Origin of the sequence: Budvicia diplopodorum (assembly GCF_009800925.1) — a bacterium.
In the GTDB taxonomy this organism is placed as follows: domain Bacteria; phylum Pseudomonadota; class Gammaproteobacteria; order Enterobacterales; family Enterobacteriaceae; genus Budvicia; species Budvicia diplopodorum.
On record NZ_WOYF01000004.1, the window covers coordinates 88612 to 105068 of the forward strand.

The 16457-nt window shown below is 44.4% G+C and carries 11 protein-coding genes, 1 tRNA gene and 4 pseudogenes; 7 read left to right on the plus strand and 9 right to left on the minus strand.

The window, feature by feature from the left end; all coding sequences use genetic code 11:
* The first annotated feature begins 318 nt into the window (after nt 1-318).
* Nucleotides 319-1740, plus strand: a complete 1422-nt coding sequence (locus GVI43_RS05995; RefSeq protein WP_159565955.1) for a sodium:proton antiporter — start codon at nt 319-321, stop codon at nt 1738-1740.
* Nucleotides 1741-1880: 140 nt separating this feature from the next.
* On the opposite strand, the gene GVI43_RS06000 is transcribed toward GVI43_RS05995, so the two are convergent.
* Entirely contained in the window at nt 1881-2471 is a 591-nt protein-coding gene (locus GVI43_RS06000) for a DUF2628 domain-containing protein (protein WP_159565956.1), read from the minus strand.
* 212 nt (nt 2472-2683) lie between these two features.
* The gene (locus tag GVI43_RS06005) at nt 2684-3376 is read right to left on the minus strand and encodes a MarC family NAAT transporter (RefSeq protein WP_170324312.1); all 693 of its coding nucleotides are present in this window, start codon (nt 3374-3376) and stop codon (nt 2684-2686) included.
* Nucleotides 3377-3706: 330 nt separating this feature from the next.
* Between GVI43_RS06005 and GVI43_RS06010 the strand changes: the two genes are divergently transcribed.
* Nucleotides 3707-3782 (plus strand) — tRNA-Phe (locus tag GVI43_RS06010).
* Between the two features lie 281 nt (nt 3783-4063).
* Nucleotides 4064-4228: pseudogene (locus GVI43_RS15865) on the plus strand (tyrosine-type recombinase/integrase); the annotation flags it as partial.
* 6 nt (nt 4229-4234) lie between these two features.
* Here GVI43_RS15865 and GVI43_RS06015 read toward each other — a convergent pair.
* Nucleotides 4235-5118 (minus strand): annotated as a pseudogene (locus GVI43_RS06015) (IS481 family transposase); the annotation flags it as partial.
* A gap of 161 nt (nt 5119-5279) precedes the next feature.
* Between GVI43_RS06015 and GVI43_RS06020 the strand changes: the two are divergent.
* Nucleotides 5280-6158 carry a LysR family transcriptional regulator gene (locus GVI43_RS06020; protein WP_159565957.1) on the plus strand — a complete coding sequence of 293 codons (879 nt, stop codon included), beginning with the start codon at nt 5280-5282 and terminating at the stop codon, nt 6156-6158.
* Nucleotides 6159-6165: 7 nt separating this feature from the next.
* Here GVI43_RS06020 and GVI43_RS06025 read toward each other — a convergent pair whose 3' ends face one another.
* From GVI43_RS06025 to GVI43_RS06035, 3 genes are all read right to left on the minus strand, one after another.
* Entirely contained in the window at nt 6166-7128 is a 963-nt protein-coding gene (locus GVI43_RS06025) for a DMT family transporter (RefSeq protein WP_159565958.1), read from the minus strand.
* A 126-nt stretch (nt 7129-7254) separates the two neighbouring features.
* Nucleotides 7255-8751: an AMP-binding protein gene (locus tag GVI43_RS06030; protein ID WP_159565959.1), complete on the minus strand. Its 1497-nt coding sequence runs from the start codon at nt 8749-8751 to the stop codon at nt 7255-7257.
* Nucleotides 8752-8781: 30 nt separating this feature from the next.
* A complete protein-coding gene (locus GVI43_RS06035) occupies nt 8782-10167 on the minus strand; it encodes an Orn/Lys/Arg family decarboxylase (RefSeq protein WP_159565960.1) in 1386 nt (461 codons plus the stop codon).
* A 164-nt stretch (nt 10168-10331) separates the two neighbouring features.
* On the opposite strand from GVI43_RS06035, the gene GVI43_RS15985 reads away from it, so the two are divergent.
* The 3 genes and pseudogenes from GVI43_RS15985 to GVI43_RS06045 form a co-directional block, all read left to right on the plus strand.
* Nucleotides 10332-10538: a hypothetical protein gene (locus tag GVI43_RS15985; RefSeq protein ID WP_343032122.1), complete on the plus strand. Its 207-nt coding sequence runs from the start codon at nt 10332-10334 to the stop codon at nt 10536-10538.
* A gap of 14 nt (nt 10539-10552) precedes the next feature.
* Nucleotides 10553-10756: pseudogene (locus tag GVI43_RS06040) on the plus strand (TraU family protein); the annotation flags it as partial.
* Between the two features lie 75 nt (nt 10757-10831).
* Nucleotides 10832-11017: pseudogene (locus tag GVI43_RS06045) on the plus strand (Arm DNA-binding domain-containing protein); the annotation flags it as partial.
* Nucleotides 11018-11236: 219 nt separating this feature from the next.
* Here the strand turns inward: GVI43_RS06045 and GVI43_RS06050 are convergent.
* From GVI43_RS06050 to GVI43_RS06060, 3 genes are read right to left on the minus strand one after another with little or no spacing between them, the layout of a single operon-like run.
* The gene (locus GVI43_RS06050; protein ID WP_159565962.1) at nt 11237-12511 is read right to left on the minus strand and encodes an HlyD family type I secretion periplasmic adaptor subunit; all 1275 of its coding nucleotides are present in this window, start codon (nt 12509-12511) and stop codon (nt 11237-11239) included.
* Between the two features lie 16 nt (nt 12512-12527).
* The gene (locus GVI43_RS06055) at nt 12528-14777 is read right to left on the minus strand and encodes a type I secretion system permease/ATPase (protein WP_159565963.1); all 2250 of its coding nucleotides are present in this window, start codon (nt 14775-14777) and stop codon (nt 12528-12530) included.
* A 57-nt stretch (nt 14778-14834) separates the two neighbouring features.
* Nucleotides 14835-16454, minus strand: a complete 1620-nt coding sequence (locus GVI43_RS06060) for a TolC family protein (protein WP_159565964.1) — start codon at nt 16452-16454, stop codon at nt 14835-14837.
* Nucleotides 16455-16457 lie beyond the last annotated feature (3 nt).

The window sequence follows — 16457 nt, forward strand, 5'->3', positions numbered from 1 at the left end:
ATGATTAGCCCGGGTCTCGCGTAAGCTTCACCCGCACCAAAACCGCCGGAATATGGCTCTTGTCCGGCGGCCCATTTTAGAACACATTCACCTGCCCCCCCCTGCGGTTCTGCATCATAAATTTCACTTTCAGCGTACCGACACGCACTATATCTTTACCGCCACAGGCCTGAAACGGGAACAATTCCATGTTTCTATTGCGTTATTGCCATCAATTACGGTCAAATTCTATCGTTTCTTTGACAGAGAGACTCAATCTTTGCTCAAATACCGCACCGATTTAAAAACCAAGTGCGTCCGTAGCCGGAGTAACACCCGATGTTCCGTCAGTTATTATTACTAAAACTACTATTCTTGTCGCTCGGCCTGTTTACGCCAACCCTCAGCTTCGCCGCGGATATTGACGGTAGCAGCCTGAATTTAGCCTGGGGTATTCCGTTTGTTGGCATCCTGCTTTCGATTGCACTGTGCCCGTTGCTTATTCCGACTATCTGGCATCACCATTTCGGCAAAATCACGGCCCTATGGTCGGTTCTATTTCTTATTCCGTTTACCGTCAGCTTCGGGATGGGCACCAGCATCAGCGTGATTACCCACGCTATGCTGGCAGAGTATTTACCTTTTATTATCCTGCTGCTATCGCTGTTTACCGTTTCCGGTGGCATTCTGGTCAAAGGGAACCTGCACGGTTCGCCTAAGCTAAATACCGCCCTGCTGGCTATCGGTACCATACTGGCTTCGCTGATGGGAACGACCGGCGCGGCTATGTTACTGATTCGCCCGCTCATCAGAGCAAACGATAACCGTAAACACCGGGTGCATGTTGTCGTCTTCTTTATTTTCTTAGTTGCCAACATTGGCGGCGGGCTGACTCCGTTAGGCGACCCACCGCTGTTTATTGGTTTCTTAAAAGGGGTCGATTTCTTCTGGACTGCACAACATATGCTGTTGCCGGTATTTATCTGTGCCGCCGTGCTGCTGACCATGTTCTATTTCATCGATAGCTATTACTACAAGCGTGAAGATGAAATAGAAGAGTTCGACCCAACGCCGGACTCAAAGCTGCGTCTGTACGGTAAGTTCAACTTTGTACTACTGCTCGGTATCATTTGCAGCGTATTGCTGTCGGGCTTTTGGAAGTCAGGTATCAACGTTAACCTACTGGGCGTGACGGTAACCCTACAAGATATGGCCCGGGACATACTGCTATTAGTCATTACCGCCCTTTCGATGATGTTCACCGCTAAGCAGGTTCGGTCAGTCAATCAGTTCAACTGGGAGCCAATTTTAGAAGTTGGCAAACTGTTTGCCGGTATCTTTATTACGATCGCACCGGTACTGGCAATTCTTCGCGCCGGTCAGGCCGGGCACCTTGCCGGTTTGGTCTCGCTGGTATCGGATACTCAGGGCGAGCCGATCAATGCCATGTATTTCTGGCTCTCCGGTACACTGTCGGGTTTCCTTGATAATGCTCCAACGTATCTGGTGTTCTTCAATTTGGCCGCCGGCGATGCAGCCACGCTGATGGGGCCGCTACAGCAAACCCTGCTGGCAATATCTATGGGTTCCGTATTTATGGGCGCTCTGACCTACATCGGTAACGCACCAAACTTTATGGTGAAAAGCATTGCCAGCCAAAGCGGCATCGCTATGCCGAGCTTCTTTGGCTATATGAAGTGGTCATTCGGAATTCTTATTCCTCTGTTTATGATCCTGACGGTTATTTTCTTTTTGTTCTGAGAGCTCAGCCTGATTGATTAAAGGGCCAACGTTGGCCCTTTAATCATTAACAAATACCGCTAAATTCTCGTCTAAAGCCCATAAAAAAGCCTGATATCATCAGGCTTCCTCTATTCAAAACGTCGGGTTAACCCGGCCTATCACATGCCAGTAGCTACTGATGCCGACAGCACCACAACAATAACTAACAATACGCCACAAACTAAGGCTCCGATTAGGTTAGTACCACCCTTGGCCTTCAGCACCGGTATCGTTTCGCTACCTTTCACCATCGAGAGGGTTTCGGCAATATTCTTATCAATGTGCGTTTTGTACAAACCGTTCGCCAGCATGGCCGCAGCCACGCCTAACGCCAAGCTCACTGCGTTGGTAAAACCTTCAGGTAGGCCTAGCAAACCCTGAACAGCGGTCAGTGCAAGACCAGCCCCTAAATATATCGCAGCATACAGATACATTTTGCGATAAATAAACCAGAACACGCCGAGAAAAAATGCGGCCCAGTTCCACTTTTTCGGGATCCCGGCCCCATGGGGGAAGAAGGAGTAATATTTCGGACCAACAAAGGCTTTCACATAATCGTCATGACTACTTTCTGCTGATAATACCGGAGACTCAGTATTAGACACTGCGTCGGAAACCGCATAAGGATTGATGGATGCATTTTCATCACACACAACGCAATCACCCTGCTCATTAACCGATATATTTCCACACTTTGAACACTGCTCCATCGTATTATCCCATTTCTATTTAAATATTGAGCTTTATACTCCGCTAATCCATCGCGGCGTTGCTAGAACCTTATAGTATCTTTCATCCCAAGGCCTTTCAATACGTACATGTCCCCTTGCTTATCAGCAAGGATAAGCAAACCATGCAGGCCCGACGGATAACCAGTAATAATGCTAAACAACAAAAAGACACTAATCAGACAACTCACTCATCAGTGAGGCAACAGAGTCGGATAGGTACGGATAATTTCCAGCACGCCGTTAATCACAAACTGCACCCCCATACACACCAGTAAAAAGCCCATCACTCTCGAAATTGCCTCAATACCGTGTTTTCCGACCGCCTTCATAATAACGTCGGAGCTTCTTAAGCTGATCCACAAAATTAGAGACACAATCAAACTGGTTAAAATAAGCACCGTGTAAATCACCCACGGGCCGGGAGTACCGCTCTGGTGCCAGCTGGATGCCGCAGAAATCACCATCGCAATAGTGCCCGGCCCTGCGGTGCTTGGCATAGCCAAAGGTACAAAAGCAATATTACGCGTTGAAGGCTTAACAACCTTTGGCCGTTCATCCGCGCTATCACGTTCGGCCGCAGGAGCAATCGGCGCCGGAAATAGCATTCTGAAACCGATGTAGGCAACGATCAAACCACCGGCAATACGCAGCCCCGGAATTGAAATACCAAAGGTGCTCATCACCACTTCGCCGCCAACAAACGACAGCACTAAAATCAGGAACACATAGAAAGAGGCCATCTTCGCCTGATGATGACGCTCCTCTTCGCTCATGTCGCCGCTCAGGCTAAGAAAAAGCGCCACAGAGGTTAACGGATTAGTTAACGGTATCAGTAACACCAGCCCCAAAAAGATCAGATTACCGATTTCCAGTATTGTCGCCATAATTCACACTTCCGCCATTGAGATAAAAACGCTAACGCCCCGAAATAAAAGTCGCCAGTACGCAAATGTACGGCGATATTCCCGCAGAACAATCGGTAATACACACGATTATCTGCTGAGTAACTCGTTCTTATGGTAGCGCAGTATAGATAACTCTGTGAAATAAGTATTAGCAACAGGAGCCGTCGACTTCCCCTTACCCGCGCTACCGAGTTAACGCTAATTTCTATCTGAATTGATTGAAAAGAGAGCAATTAAGCCAAGTTTTTACCCCCTTGCTGTTAAAGTATTTGACCTTCCAGACGTAATCCGGTTTAATTACGCACCGTTGCCCGGATAGCTCAGTCGGTAGAGCAGGGGATTGAAAATCCCCGTGTCCTTGGTTCGATTCCGAGTCCGGGCACCAAAATTTAGTCCATAGACGCCTATACAGGTCTGTGAGACAGCAAAAATCAGAAAATTGAAAAGCCACACCATACTGAAAAGTACGGTGTGGCTTTTTTGTATCTATAGGTTTTGGCGTTTATCCCCGTGACTCTCGCCAGCGCACGTAGACAACGTGACGATGCCCGTACTGAACTCAGCGAAGGGTAGATCCTGACCTGAAAAAACAGCGGGAGAAACACATCAAGTAAAGGTCATTTAGAAGTGGCTATGCGCCTGCAACAGCGTTTTACGAATATAGGGCTGTGGACAATTCCTGTCTCACGCAAACCCATAAAAGGGGTCCAATTCTCCACCCGTGGCACGAAAATGAAAACACCTCATCTGGTACCACTGTCAACGCAAGCGATCTTCATACTGAAACAAGTACACACTTCGTCTGGCGATCTAGATCTGATTTTTCCGGGTGTGTCACTCAAGATCTCCGTATAACTTCTTACGGAATGTGACTTGGTAGAACTCCTGTAAGATTGTTTTATGGAACCGTTCACAGATACCATTTGTCTGTGGTGACATGGCTTTTGTTTTAGTATGGTCGATATTATTTATCGCCAAATAAAGCTGATAATCGTGTTGCTCAACCTTCCCGCAGTACTCCGTTCCTCGATCCGTTAATATCCTCAGCATCGGTAAACCATGAGCTTCATAAAAGGGTAAGACGCGGTCATTGAGGATATCAGCTGCGGTGATCGGCGTTTTACTGGTATACAGCTTGCAGTGAGCGGCTTTAGAGTAAGTATCAATAAACGTTTGTTGGTAAATTCGACCGACACCTTTTAGATTACCCACATAAAACGTGTCTTGAGACCCTAAATAACCAGGATGAGCGGTTTCTATTTCGCCACAGGCCTCTTTTTCTTTTCCAGTGCAACGATTTACGCATCATTAAGAATGATCCCATCTCTGGCGACCCGTTTTTCAAGCGCTTTTAGACGCTTACTGAAGTTCTCTAAATTATGTCTGAGCCAAACGGAACGAACGCCACTGCCGGAAATAAAGACGCCTTTTTTACGAAGCTCATTGCTGGTTCTGTGTTGGCCATGAGCGGGAAACTTAACGACATACTCCGTAACAGCAAGCTCTGTAGCTTCGTCAGTTCTATTTTTTAGATTGGGAACACGTTTACTTTGATTGACAAGCGAATCAATACCACCATCTTCAACGAGTTCTTGATACCGATAAAACGTATCTCGTGAAACGCCCATAATTTTACAGGCTCGGGAAACATTCTTAAGTTCTTCAGCCAAATTTAATAAACCGGCTTTGTGTTTAATGATGGGATTGTTAGTATGCAACATGAGAGTTACCTTTTGTGTTTTGAATAAGGATTCGACACCCATATCAAAACCGGTAACTCTCACCTTTCCAAGGTGCTGTGTCAGATTAGATCGAGACTAATACACTTTAGTTGGAAATATATAACCTGTGTTCGTACATGTGGATGAGAGAGTGTTTACATATGGATCTTAATCAACTGAAGTCGTTTGTTACAGTGGCTGAACATGCGAGTCTCACTAAAGCCGCCAATCTTCTGTTTCTTAGTCAACCCGCTGTTAGTGCTCATATTAAATCTCTCGAAAATGAATATAACGTTAAACTTTTCAAGCGCACTCCGCGGGGAATGGAGCTCACTTCGTCTGGCTTGATTATGCGTGATGAAGCTCTACTAGCTCTTAAGGCCGCTAATAATTTCGTAAAAAAAGCCCATACTCTTAATGATACTGGCACTTGTGTACTTGGCACTATTTCCATGCCTATTATTCTTAATTTACCAGCTATTCTTTCGCAACTTCGCCTACGTCATCAGAATGTGAATCTGACCATACGACAGAATATTTCAGGACATATTATTGATGGGATTCTAAATGATGAACTCGATGCAGGATTTGTCATCGGAGAGATAAATGATCCGCGTTTAGGTGTCCTTTCTATCTCTTCCATTTCTCTTTGTATTGTCGGTCCATGGTCCTGGAAAGCTCAGTTGGAGAATGCAGAATGGCAGGCAATTCAGGATTTTCCATGGATAGCGACACCGAAAAAATGTTCTTTTAATAGCATTACACAAGATTTTTTTGGGCGACATAACGTCACTATGAAAACAGTAATGGTGGCAGACCAAGAAAAAACGCTGAAGGAAATGGTGTCCATGGGGATGGGGCTGACATTGATGAGGGAGGATATTGCCTTGCTTGCGCAGGATAATCAGGAGCTTTATATCTGGCCTGGTGAAAAGACCGTAAGCCAGCTTTGTTTTCTATGGGGTACTAATAAAGAACCCTCACCGGTCATATCTGCGTTGATCGATACAGTGAGGGAACTCTGGAGCGTCATCAACTAAGTTAATTCTAGCGGACTGCGTTATTCATTCTTACTGGGGTTGTTTTGACTTGTAACTGTTTACGCTGGTTCAGGTTATTCAGTACAAGAGCTGTTGCAGTGATTACGGCACCGGTAATTTGAATATGTGTTGGCACTACACCATTAAGAGCTGAGACGATGAACGCTGTGACCGGAACCACATCCATAAACAATACGCCATTAGTTGGTGTGATGATTTTGTTGCCCACATTCCAGCACAACACAGCCATCAAGCCGGCAATTAAAGCCATGTACATCAGATGGGGAACTACCACAATGATCGAAGTGAGTTGCGGAATAGCAATTGTACCGGTTCCCATCAGAACCACATCAGTTGTTGCGACACTTATCATACCCAGTAACGTGGTCATGGTCGTGTAGCGAACAGGACTCCATGAAGGGAAATAACTACCACCAATGGTGTATAGCACCCAGCACAGTGCGCCGGCAATGAGTAACAAATTCGCAGTAAGGCTGGCAGGGGAATTAAGTACCGCTGAAACATTACCGTTTGTGATCACTAGAATAACTCCGGTAAATGACAACAAAATAAAGCCAAAAGTACTGGTACTTGGGCGAACTTTTTTTAATGCCCAGATGGTCATTAAGCCCAGCATTGGCATGGTCGCCATCATGATCGATGCGGTCAAAGCTCCTCCGGGACCTGCAAGGTGCTGACCGAGGAAAACGAGGAAACCAAAACCAGCAAATCCCAGCGTACCAAATAACCAAGCTAGTCCCCAACGCTCACCTTTTAGATTAAAAGCACCGCTCCCCTCACGAAATATCAGGAGGAGAGCGAATGCAATACCTGCAATCCCGTACCGAAAAGTTGTAAAATTAAACGGATCGAGATGCGTAAGAGCATCTGTCATTACTGGGAACATTACTCCCCAAGAAACTGTAGCGAAAAGACAGCAAACTAAACCTTTAGAGTATGAATTATTCATAATATTACCTGTTAATCTCGATGTTGTAATTTGTACAAGACATCACTATTTTTCTATAAAATGCCTTTGGATGATATTCGTATTTTTATATTCAGTTATCACTTTTATTGATAACTGCTGAAGTTTTTAAGCTGCATCCAAAATCCTTATAATCTCACTAAAACGTACTTTCCCACTCGGACTGTATGGGACAACATCAACAGCACAGGCAGTAAAATTAATAATATTTTCCGGGATGATTTTTTCTTTTATCCTCTCTATGAGAATTTTCTGTTTTTCTTTATCTTTTTGTCTCATGCTGAAAACGCATTTAATATTATGCACACCATTTTCTAGTACTGAAATTAAAGCGACATCTTTGATACAGGGCATTTTTCTAATATTTTCTTCTATATGATATATAGCATTCCGGTTATGCGTTTCACCATCACGATTTATCAGAAACAGTCTATTCTGGTTGTCTAAATAACCATAGTCAGCCATGAGAAAATACCGGTTACCATCTATAATTATAAAAGGTTTCCTGCCATCACCGTATTCATCCATCAGCATGTAACTTGATATGGCCACTCTTCCTTTTTCACCGATGCTTACCAATTCATTTTTTTCATTCAGGATTTTTACGATATTACCTTCAAAGGCTTTTCCAACACTTTCAGGACAAGCCAACATATCCGCAGGCTCTGATAATACATTTACGCCAGACTCCGTACAGCCATAGTACTCATAGATAATTGCTCCCAGAGAGGAAATAGCTGCTCGCTTATTCTTTACTGGGAAATAACTACCGCCAACAAGAACCCAGCGAAGGTGATGATTTATCCTGTTCTGTTCGGCGAAAGTTGTTAGTCGTGAAACCAGATTTGGTGTCATTACAGTTGCTTTAACCTTACTGCTAGACAACGTCTGCATCATCATCTGGTCATCCTCTTGGTCAACAAGATAAAGGGGGGCTCCTAGCCCCATGAACATACGTGCCCAGCCATTTCCGGCAGCATGATAGAGTGGCAGGATAAGCATAAAGCCATCATCTTGGCTAAAATTGTATCGTTCACTAAACCAGGTAAAACGGCGTGCATCAAAAGAGCGATAACGTAATGCTATTTTTGGCACAGAACTGGTTCCTGATGTCAGTGAGACTGACCTGAAAGGCACTGGTTGGTGGTACGTTATTAATGTAGCTAACCGTGTGTGGTGCAGTTCTCCGATGCTTCCAATGATCGGATCAGTAGGAGCATCAATAGCCAGCATGGTCGCGCCCGAAACATTCAGTCGATTTAGTTCGTCAGCTTTATAGAGATCAAATGAAACTAGCAAAATACCTGGGTTAATGCGGGATATCAGTGTAGTCAGTGTTTCCACTGACAATGAATAATCCAGACCGTTAGTGGGAATGCCCAGCGTTGAGAATGCAGCCAACCAACAAATAAGGTCTACATTATTCTTTGATAAATAACTGACTGAACGTAGTTGATCATCGTTATATATACGGCGGAGGAAGATAATTCGTGACTCTGTACGGCGAATAATTTCATCCCAAGAATAACTTTCATTTTTATATACGATACAAGTTTCATGGAGACGAGTTAGGGCTATAGACCTTAATTTATCAAGTGTGATCATTTTATTTCCATTTATTAATATGTATATGTTCTAAGCTGCAATGATTAGCAAACCACTTCGTTTGAGTTCATCAATTTTTTTCTGTATTTCATAACTAATAATCTCGCCAGGAAATACAATAGGTACCCCTGGAGGATACGGAATTATAAATTTATCCGATGTTATTTGTTCGGAAATATCAGTAGTTGTTGCAGTCTCACAGAGTTGTTCCAGTGCCGAAATCAGTGAATTTACGGCCTCTCTATTTATTCCTATGTGAAAATTAAGAAGCAGATTATTATTTATGACTCTTTTAATATAAATTCTCTTTTGTATAAGCTGATTATTTATATCAAGAGCGCTCCCTAATTTTGAAACATTTATCATGATCTTTGTCGGGTCTGAATGTATATGCCAGTGTTCACTGGAAATATCTTGTATTACTGATTCCTTACCCAGCCATGGGTTTTGCGAAATTCTCTCGATAAATTCATTTACCAATTGTCTGGAATAGGATGCCAGCTCATTTCCGTGTCGGGTCATCTGCGCCTGTGATATATCTAGGGACGCAAGTATGGGGTAATTTGGTGATGTGGTATGTATCCGGTATTTCGCCGTCTCTATTTTCTTAGGCAACTCATCCTTCCCGCGGCAATGAATTAGTGATGCCTGACGCAGACAGAAAAGAGACTTATGTGCAGAATGTGTACATATCACTTCCAGATCAGGATAATTGCATAAAAGATTTTCGATGTTCATTGCCGTAAAAGGACGAGTATCATTGCTGAAGTAATTCAGACTGCCCCATGCCTCATCAATAAAAATTTTTCGTGTAGCCACACCAGCAGCCAGAAGGCGAGTTAAAATTTCTGGAATATCATAAATCAGTCCTTCATAGGACTGGGCTGTCAGGATAAGAATATCGTATCCTTTCCCATCCTCTTGCTTGGCTAACATTTTGTTCTTCAGATGATTAAATGACCAGGCACTAATCTGTCCATCTTCATTCTGAAGATCCGGACAAAGATATTCTACCTGCGCACCGATGGACTGGGAATGAAAGTGGACTGACTGATGGCAATTCTTGTCAATGAGTATGCAGTCGCCTTTTTTATAGAGTGCAGTGATGGCTATCTGGTTGGCAACGCTGGTCCCACCGGTAATATAAAAGGATGAATCTGAGTTATAAAGTTTTGAGGTTAATTTCTGTGATTCGGAAATAATCCCTTTAGGGAAAAAGAAATTATCAAACATCTCTCCAGTTGCTGAATTTTCCATGCAGGTATTAAATAGATCAGGAATGTCGTCAACAATATCACTCTTGCCATGGCTGGAAACAGGCAGGGCGTGGAATGAATACACATGTCTCTGACATAGTTTTTTTAATCCAGTTAAAATCGGTGTTTCGTCCTTAATTGTAATTATTTTAGCCTTCATTTTTAATCTTCCAGGATTGTCGTCGGTAAGTGATATTAAATATGAAGAGAATTTCTAATAATGAATATTTGTGTTTTTTGATGTTGGTATAAAAAATGATGATAATGGCAGCGAAAAGCATAGCTAAGGAAGGTAAACAGGCAGTAAATACGGTGTACGCATTTATGATTCCAGACAAGCCCCCCCGTGAGGAGCCAAAAATCCAGTGCATCGTCCTGCAGGACGCCTATGCCGTACTGGGTGGAGCGATACCCGTTTCACAGCAACACTACGTCACCTCCATTCAGCGTATCTTTGATCGGCTCATACACAACGGTATGGTTGTTCGCTCCAATCACACGCACTGGCGCGTTTGGTCGGTGGGAGCCTAGCCGAGGCTGCGTTTTGGATCGTTGGCCTGTGTTACTGGCTATTCTGCACGCCTTTCGGATACACAGTGCGAACCTCAGTGAAGGTAAAACACAATATTCCCGATCTGGTGGTTTCCAGCTACGCCAATACTGGGCAGAATCCGTGGCAAGATGTCACGCTACTCGGTGCTGCGCTGCCCGGCATTTCCGAAAGCGGGGGCAATATCTACCCGCGCGCGGGTGCCTTAACCCAGAGCCACGATTACAAAGGGAATAAAGTATATAATTCCCTTTAATAAACTGTGGAACGCTCAATGTCCCTTACCGATACCGCCATTCGTGATGCAAAGACTCTCGGCAAGCCATATATACTCAGCGACACCCTAGGTTTATACCCGCTCATTAAGCCTAACGCGTCAAAACTCTGGTACTTCAAATATCGCGTTGGCGGCAAAGAGAACAAACTCGCCTTTGGCGCTTATCCCACCGTGACTCTCGCCAGAACAACGTGACGATGCCCGTATGCGGACGCGCTTCACGCACAGAATGCTGCCATTACCCTCTTTTCAATATATTTGTTTGCCACCGTCCGTTATTACCCATTGACAGCCGACTTCTTTAATGGGAAAACCGCGGGTAAAATATTTTTCACCCGAAAATTTCACTTATAGAAAAGATAGTTAATTAACAACAAATCAATAGAATCCGGACCCAACAAATTACTTCTCTCGGAAGGCTTCCTGAACTCGCAATAAAGGCCGTAATAAATAAGAAAGAAAACTCTTCTGCCCGGTTCGAATATCCACCGTTGCGGTCATCCCCGGAAGCACCTTTAATTTTTGACTTCCTGCTTTAGTCAGCGTATTCCCTTCTGTTCGAACGATGACGCGATAATATGTAGGGTCTACGCCTGGCTTTCCTCTCGCTTCTTCATCTTTTAGAGCGCCTGGGCTAATAAATACAACGTTTCCTTTCAATCCTCCATATAAGGAGTAATCATAGGCAGAGAGTTTTACCATGGCTTCCTGTCCGGGTATCAGAAAGGCTACATCGGCTGGCTTAATTTTGGTCTCAACCAATAACGTATCTCCCAGAGGGGTCACTTCCATTATTTCTGCCCCTGGCTGTATAACCCCACCAATAGTATTTATACGGATATTATTAATGATCCCGTAAACGGGTGAGCGCAACTCGGTACGTACCAATGTATCGTGGCGACCAGCGGCGGTTTCTCCCAAGCTGGACAGCTCAGCCTCTACCTTAGTTAACTCTGCACTAGCTTCTGAATGATAGCGATTGCGACGCTCAGTAATTTGCAACTCGGCGTCATTAGCTTGCCGCCGAAGTTTCAATACTTCAGTATCAGATAGCAGCTCCTGAGCCGCTAATCGTTTGGCTATATCTAACTCCTGATTAATCAATTTTTTGGAAGCCACAAAGTTCTCAATAGACTCTTCCAGAGCCTGCTTTCTTGAACGATAGCTTTCTAATTCCCGCGTTGTTAATTCTGAGTTTTTCAAGACATCTTCAGGAAATAGAATTTCCGTTCCCAACGATTCAGCTCTTAGCCTTGCGGCTTGAGCGCGCAAAGCCAACATTCTATGCGCACTTTCCAGATAAGCCGCTTCAGCACGAGCCGGATCTATACGCACAAGTATCTGACCTTTTTCTACCGTGTCACCCTCTTGTACTAACATGTCTTTCAATATACCGCCTTCAAGACTTTGCAATACTTGTTCACGAGAACTCGGTATTACTCTGGCTGGTCCGGAGGTCACTTCTTCTATATCAAAATTAGCCGCCCAAACAATGAGCAAAATCAATAATGTTAGGCTACCCCACGTCAAGATCATCCATCCTTCCCAGCGATCGTGGCTAGCCGCTTGCATAATTTCATTTACTACTCTGGTATCGGCTTGCTCATTTTTAGACTTCTGAAGCTTTGAATTTGATACCTTTTGGCCAGTTTCCGGTTTATTACTATTAGATGTCATACCGCTACCTTAATAACTACTGATGAGGACTAGTAACATGTGCTTGAAGTGCCGAACGCAGCGATGCTCCCGAAGGAACTTTGCCATCGTTAAGCATCTGAATGACTTCATCTTTAGGGCCATCTGCTACTTTGATTCCTTCATCCATCACAATAACGCGATCGACAAACTGTAATAAGGCCGGTCTGTGCGTTACGATCACTACGGTACGACTTTCCATTGCGGGAGCTAATGCCTGTAACACAGTACGTTCAGAGGACATATCCATGCCGGAAGTCGGTTCATCTAACAAGAGAACTTCTGGATGAATCAACAGAGCACGAGCTAAAGCTATCACCTGCTTTTGTCCACCAGATAACGTATCACCTCGTTCACCTACAGGCATCCCATACCCCATAGGGTGACGGGATGCGATAGTATCTACTCCCGTCATCATTGCTACTTTCAGCATTTCTTCATCGCTTGCGTGCGGAGCGCCCATTAACAGATTGTCGCGCAACGTGCCAAACATCAGGCGCGTCTCTTGGGTCACCAATGAAACTCGCGAACGTAGTTCTGAAGGATCGACCTGTCGTAGATCAACACCATCAATAGAAATCTCACCCGCATTTGGTTGATACAATCCTACCAACAAGCGTAACAGCGTCGATTTTCCGCTACCCATCTTTCCTAAAATTGCAATTCGCTCCCCTGGCTTTAGAGATAGATCAAACCCATTAATCACCGGAGGTAAATCTTGTTTATAGCAAAAGCCAACGCCACGACAGCTTATGCCTTCCATGCTGCTCTGCGGCAATTGGACATAGACTTTTTCTGCATCGCGTTCTACCGGGGCACCCATCACACGATTTAGAATGGTGAGTGAAGTTCTCGCCTGTTGGAAACGCAATGCTAAAGCTGAGAGCGTACCTATAGGGGCAATTGCACGTCCCATTAGCGTCATGGTCGCGATGATTCCCCCCATCGAAATCGTCCCATCGCCAACCAAATAAGCACCCCACAGTAAAATAACGACCGTTCCCATTTGCTGTATAGACTGAATCAGTGTGGAACCTGTCGTAGATAAAAACCGTGATTTCATTGAGATAGCGGAAAGCTGTACGCTAGCTACATCATGTTTAGTAGCAATCCGCCGTTCGGCACGCAGCGCTTTTATCGTTTCTAGATTATCCAGACTTTCGATTACTAGCCCTTGCCGATTACTACCAATTTTCATTGATTCTTCCGAATGATGCTTAAGCGGAATCTGCATTAGCAAAGCGACTATTACAATCGTAAGCAATATAGCTATAACGCACCAAACTAGCGGTCCTGCAACCATATAAATCACGGCAAGAAAAAGGAATACAAAAGGCAGATCGGCAACCGCAGTTAAAGCAGCAGAAGTCACTAAATCACGGACAGTTTCAAAGCTTTGCATCACATTACTGAATGCACCACTTGATTGCGCACGGTTTTCCATTCGGCTAGACAGGACGTGCCGGAAAATACGAGCACCCAATAATAGATCGATCTTTTTACCCGCGCGATCTAGTACCCAAGCGCGCGCAACCCGAGCACCAAGCTCAAATAGCAAAGCTAATCCAACACCGAGAGACAATGTCCACAAAGTAACATAGGTTTGATTTGGTAATACCCGGTTATAAACAGTCATCGTAAAAATAGACATAGCCAGAGCTAATACGTTAATTATTGCCGACAGGGCCACCGCTTCAACAATGTAACGTTTAAAATGCCAAACCGTATGCCAGAACCAATGGCGGCCTTTAACTTTAATTAAATCTTCAGAACGGCGATCGAGCTTAGCTTCTGGTCTAAACAGTAAAGCCTCACCGTCGTACTCGCTCAATAAAACCTTCGTATCGAGATGTACCGGCTTCGCCCCTAGTTCAGGCATAATTACCTGACACTGTTGATCCGTGTAGCTACACAGCACAACAAAACTATCTTTGAGACGTAATATCACCGGTAATAGTGCGGGCTTTAATGCGGTTAGTGGAACGCTTTGCCATACGGCTAACATTCCTCTTCGCTGTAATGCCATCACTGCCCATTCGCGTTGGCTTTCCTGAGCATCTTCCCCACCAAAAATTTCAGGAACAGGAGGCATACCGTCCAATATTTCATAACGGGTTAAACGAACGCCAAACTCACGTAAACCGCTCTGCAAAGCTTCAACTAATACATTGTCAGACTTAACTGAGCTTGTTTGCTGCTCTGTTTCTAATATAGAGTCAACATCCAACGTACTATCTGCCTTTTTCATATCATATTTCTTATATTTTCTCGGGTATCAGACCCATTCTAATTACGTTGGTTACTACTATGGCCAAGTTCTTAATCCGCTAAGTAGCTGCTCGTGCTTGCTATCGCCCTCTTTAATTTCAGTAGGCGCTTCTTTGATGTGAGTAGGTGTTACTAAATGATTAAGAGTTTTGGATTTTGAATCATCAACCGTTACATTATTGGAATCTGGCGTATTGTCCGCTATCCAATCAACAACCTCAGGGCTTACCTGCTGGTTAGTAGAAATATTCACATTGCCCTGTTTTACATCCTTAGAATCCGCCTTTCTTATAGATTTACCCACTAGCTTCGGATGCTTTTTTACTACAGAGCTCAAATCACCTAACGCAGCAATGATTTGCCATTGAGTAGCCAAATACTGCACGCGCTGTTCTTCGTAGCTGGCTAAACTAGAGTAATAGTCACTTGAGAAAGAGATCAGGTCAGTCAGAGAACGACGTCCGGCAAAAAATTGCGTTTCGCCCGATTTCCACATTTGATCGGTTACCTGAACCTGATTGGCGATAGTATTTAGCTGTTGTTCACGTAGCGGTAATGAAACCCACAGGCGCTCTAGCTCTTGCCTTAAACTACGCTCTGTGGAGTCGACGTCTGATTCCGCCGCTTCCAAACGCAATTGAGCACTACGGGAAGTCGCGCTGCCTGAACCACCATCAAACAAATTCATATCGGTACTTAATTGCACCATGGCCGTTCGAAAAAACTCTATGTTGCCACTATCCCTGTTTTTTGGGCTGCTAACATTTACTTCAACGGTCCAGTTAGGGCGATTCCATTTGGAAGCAAGCCGCATAGCCGCCTCAGCTTCCTCCCGTTTAAATCGGGCCGCAACCAGGGACGGATTATTCTCCAGCATTATTTTCATCGCTGACAAATCATTTGGTAACACAAAGTTTTTTCGTAGATCGGGTAATTCTTGGGTTAAAGTAACATCCTGTTGTAATAGCTCAGTCACCTGCCGCCATGTTTGCTGTTCAGAAGTCTCCCGCGCTCCACGGCTTGCTATTGCTGATTGCAAACGAGAATCTATCTGATTTACTTCTGATGCTCGTCCGGGATCGATACCGGCTATCGCTTGAATCCGTTGGCGCAAATTTTTAAGCGCCTCAATCTGTTCATCCAATACCAGCCCAACCAAACGATCGCTCAATGCCGCTGAGTAAAGAGATAATAATTGTTTATTAAGCCCTTCTCTCGTCACTTTAGTCTGAGCCTGTTGGGCATGATAAATTGCTGTTGTTCCAGCGACGCTGAGATCGGTTCGGCCATGATCGTACAGCAGCTTACTGACACGAATATTAGGTGAGAAAGGCGTGTCTACCGCGCCAGGTTGCCCCGAATATCCTACGGCACTTATACCGGTACTTACCTTTAGCGAGTTTCCAGCCTCAGCCCTATCAATATCAGCCATTGCTGCACCACTAGATGACTCTGACGCCAATACTGCCGGATGATTAGCAATCATTTGAATGAGTTGAGCGAACTCTTCTGATTTTGCATTAAAGCTTAAAGACAATAAAAAACTGGCTAATGGTAAAAACCATAATTTAGACGCTATCTTCTGCCCTCCGGTTACTGGGTTAGTAAGATGCTTTTTACTCAAAATAGTACGAGTACCACGATCGAAAATCATCATGAC

Bases quoted from the DNA above. Each gene is read 5' to 3' on its own strand.
- GVI43_RS05995 (WP_159565955.1), top strand. From the start codon at position 319: ATGTTCCGTCAGTTATTATTACTAAAACTACTATTCTTGTCGCTCGGC.
- GVI43_RS06000 (WP_159565956.1), bottom strand. From the start codon at position 2,471: ATGGAGCAGTGTTCAAAGTGTGGAAATATATCGGTTAATGAGCAGGGT.
- GVI43_RS06005 (WP_170324312.1), bottom strand. From the start codon at position 3,376: ATGGCGACAATACTGGAAATCGGTAATCTGATCTTTTTGGGGCTGGTG.
- GVI43_RS06020 (WP_159565957.1), top strand. From the start codon at position 5,280: ATGGATCTTAATCAACTGAAGTCGTTTGTTACAGTGGCTGAACATGCG.
- GVI43_RS06025 (WP_159565958.1), bottom strand. From the start codon at position 7,128: ATGAATAATTCATACTCTAAAGGTTTAGTTTGCTGTCTTTTCGCTACA.
- GVI43_RS06030 (WP_159565959.1), bottom strand. From the start codon at position 8,751: ATGATCACACTTGATAAATTAAGGTCTATAGCCCTAACTCGTCTCCAT.
- GVI43_RS06035 (WP_159565960.1), bottom strand. From the start codon at position 10,167: ATGAAGGCTAAAATAATTACAATTAAGGACGAAACACCGATTTTAACT.
- GVI43_RS15985 (WP_343032122.1), top strand. From the start codon at position 10,332: ATGATTCCAGACAAGCCCCCCCGTGAGGAGCCAAAAATCCAGTGCATC.
- GVI43_RS06050 (WP_159565962.1), bottom strand. From the start codon at position 12,511: ATGACATCTAATAGTAATAAACCGGAAACTGGCCAAAAGGTATCAAAT.
- GVI43_RS06055 (WP_159565963.1), bottom strand. From the start codon at position 14,777: ATGAAAAAGGCAGATAGTACGTTGGATGTTGACTCTATATTAGAAACA.
- GVI43_RS06060 (WP_159565964.1), bottom strand. From the start codon at position 16,454: ATGATGATTTTCGATCGTGGTACTCGTACTATTTTGAGTAAAAAGCAT.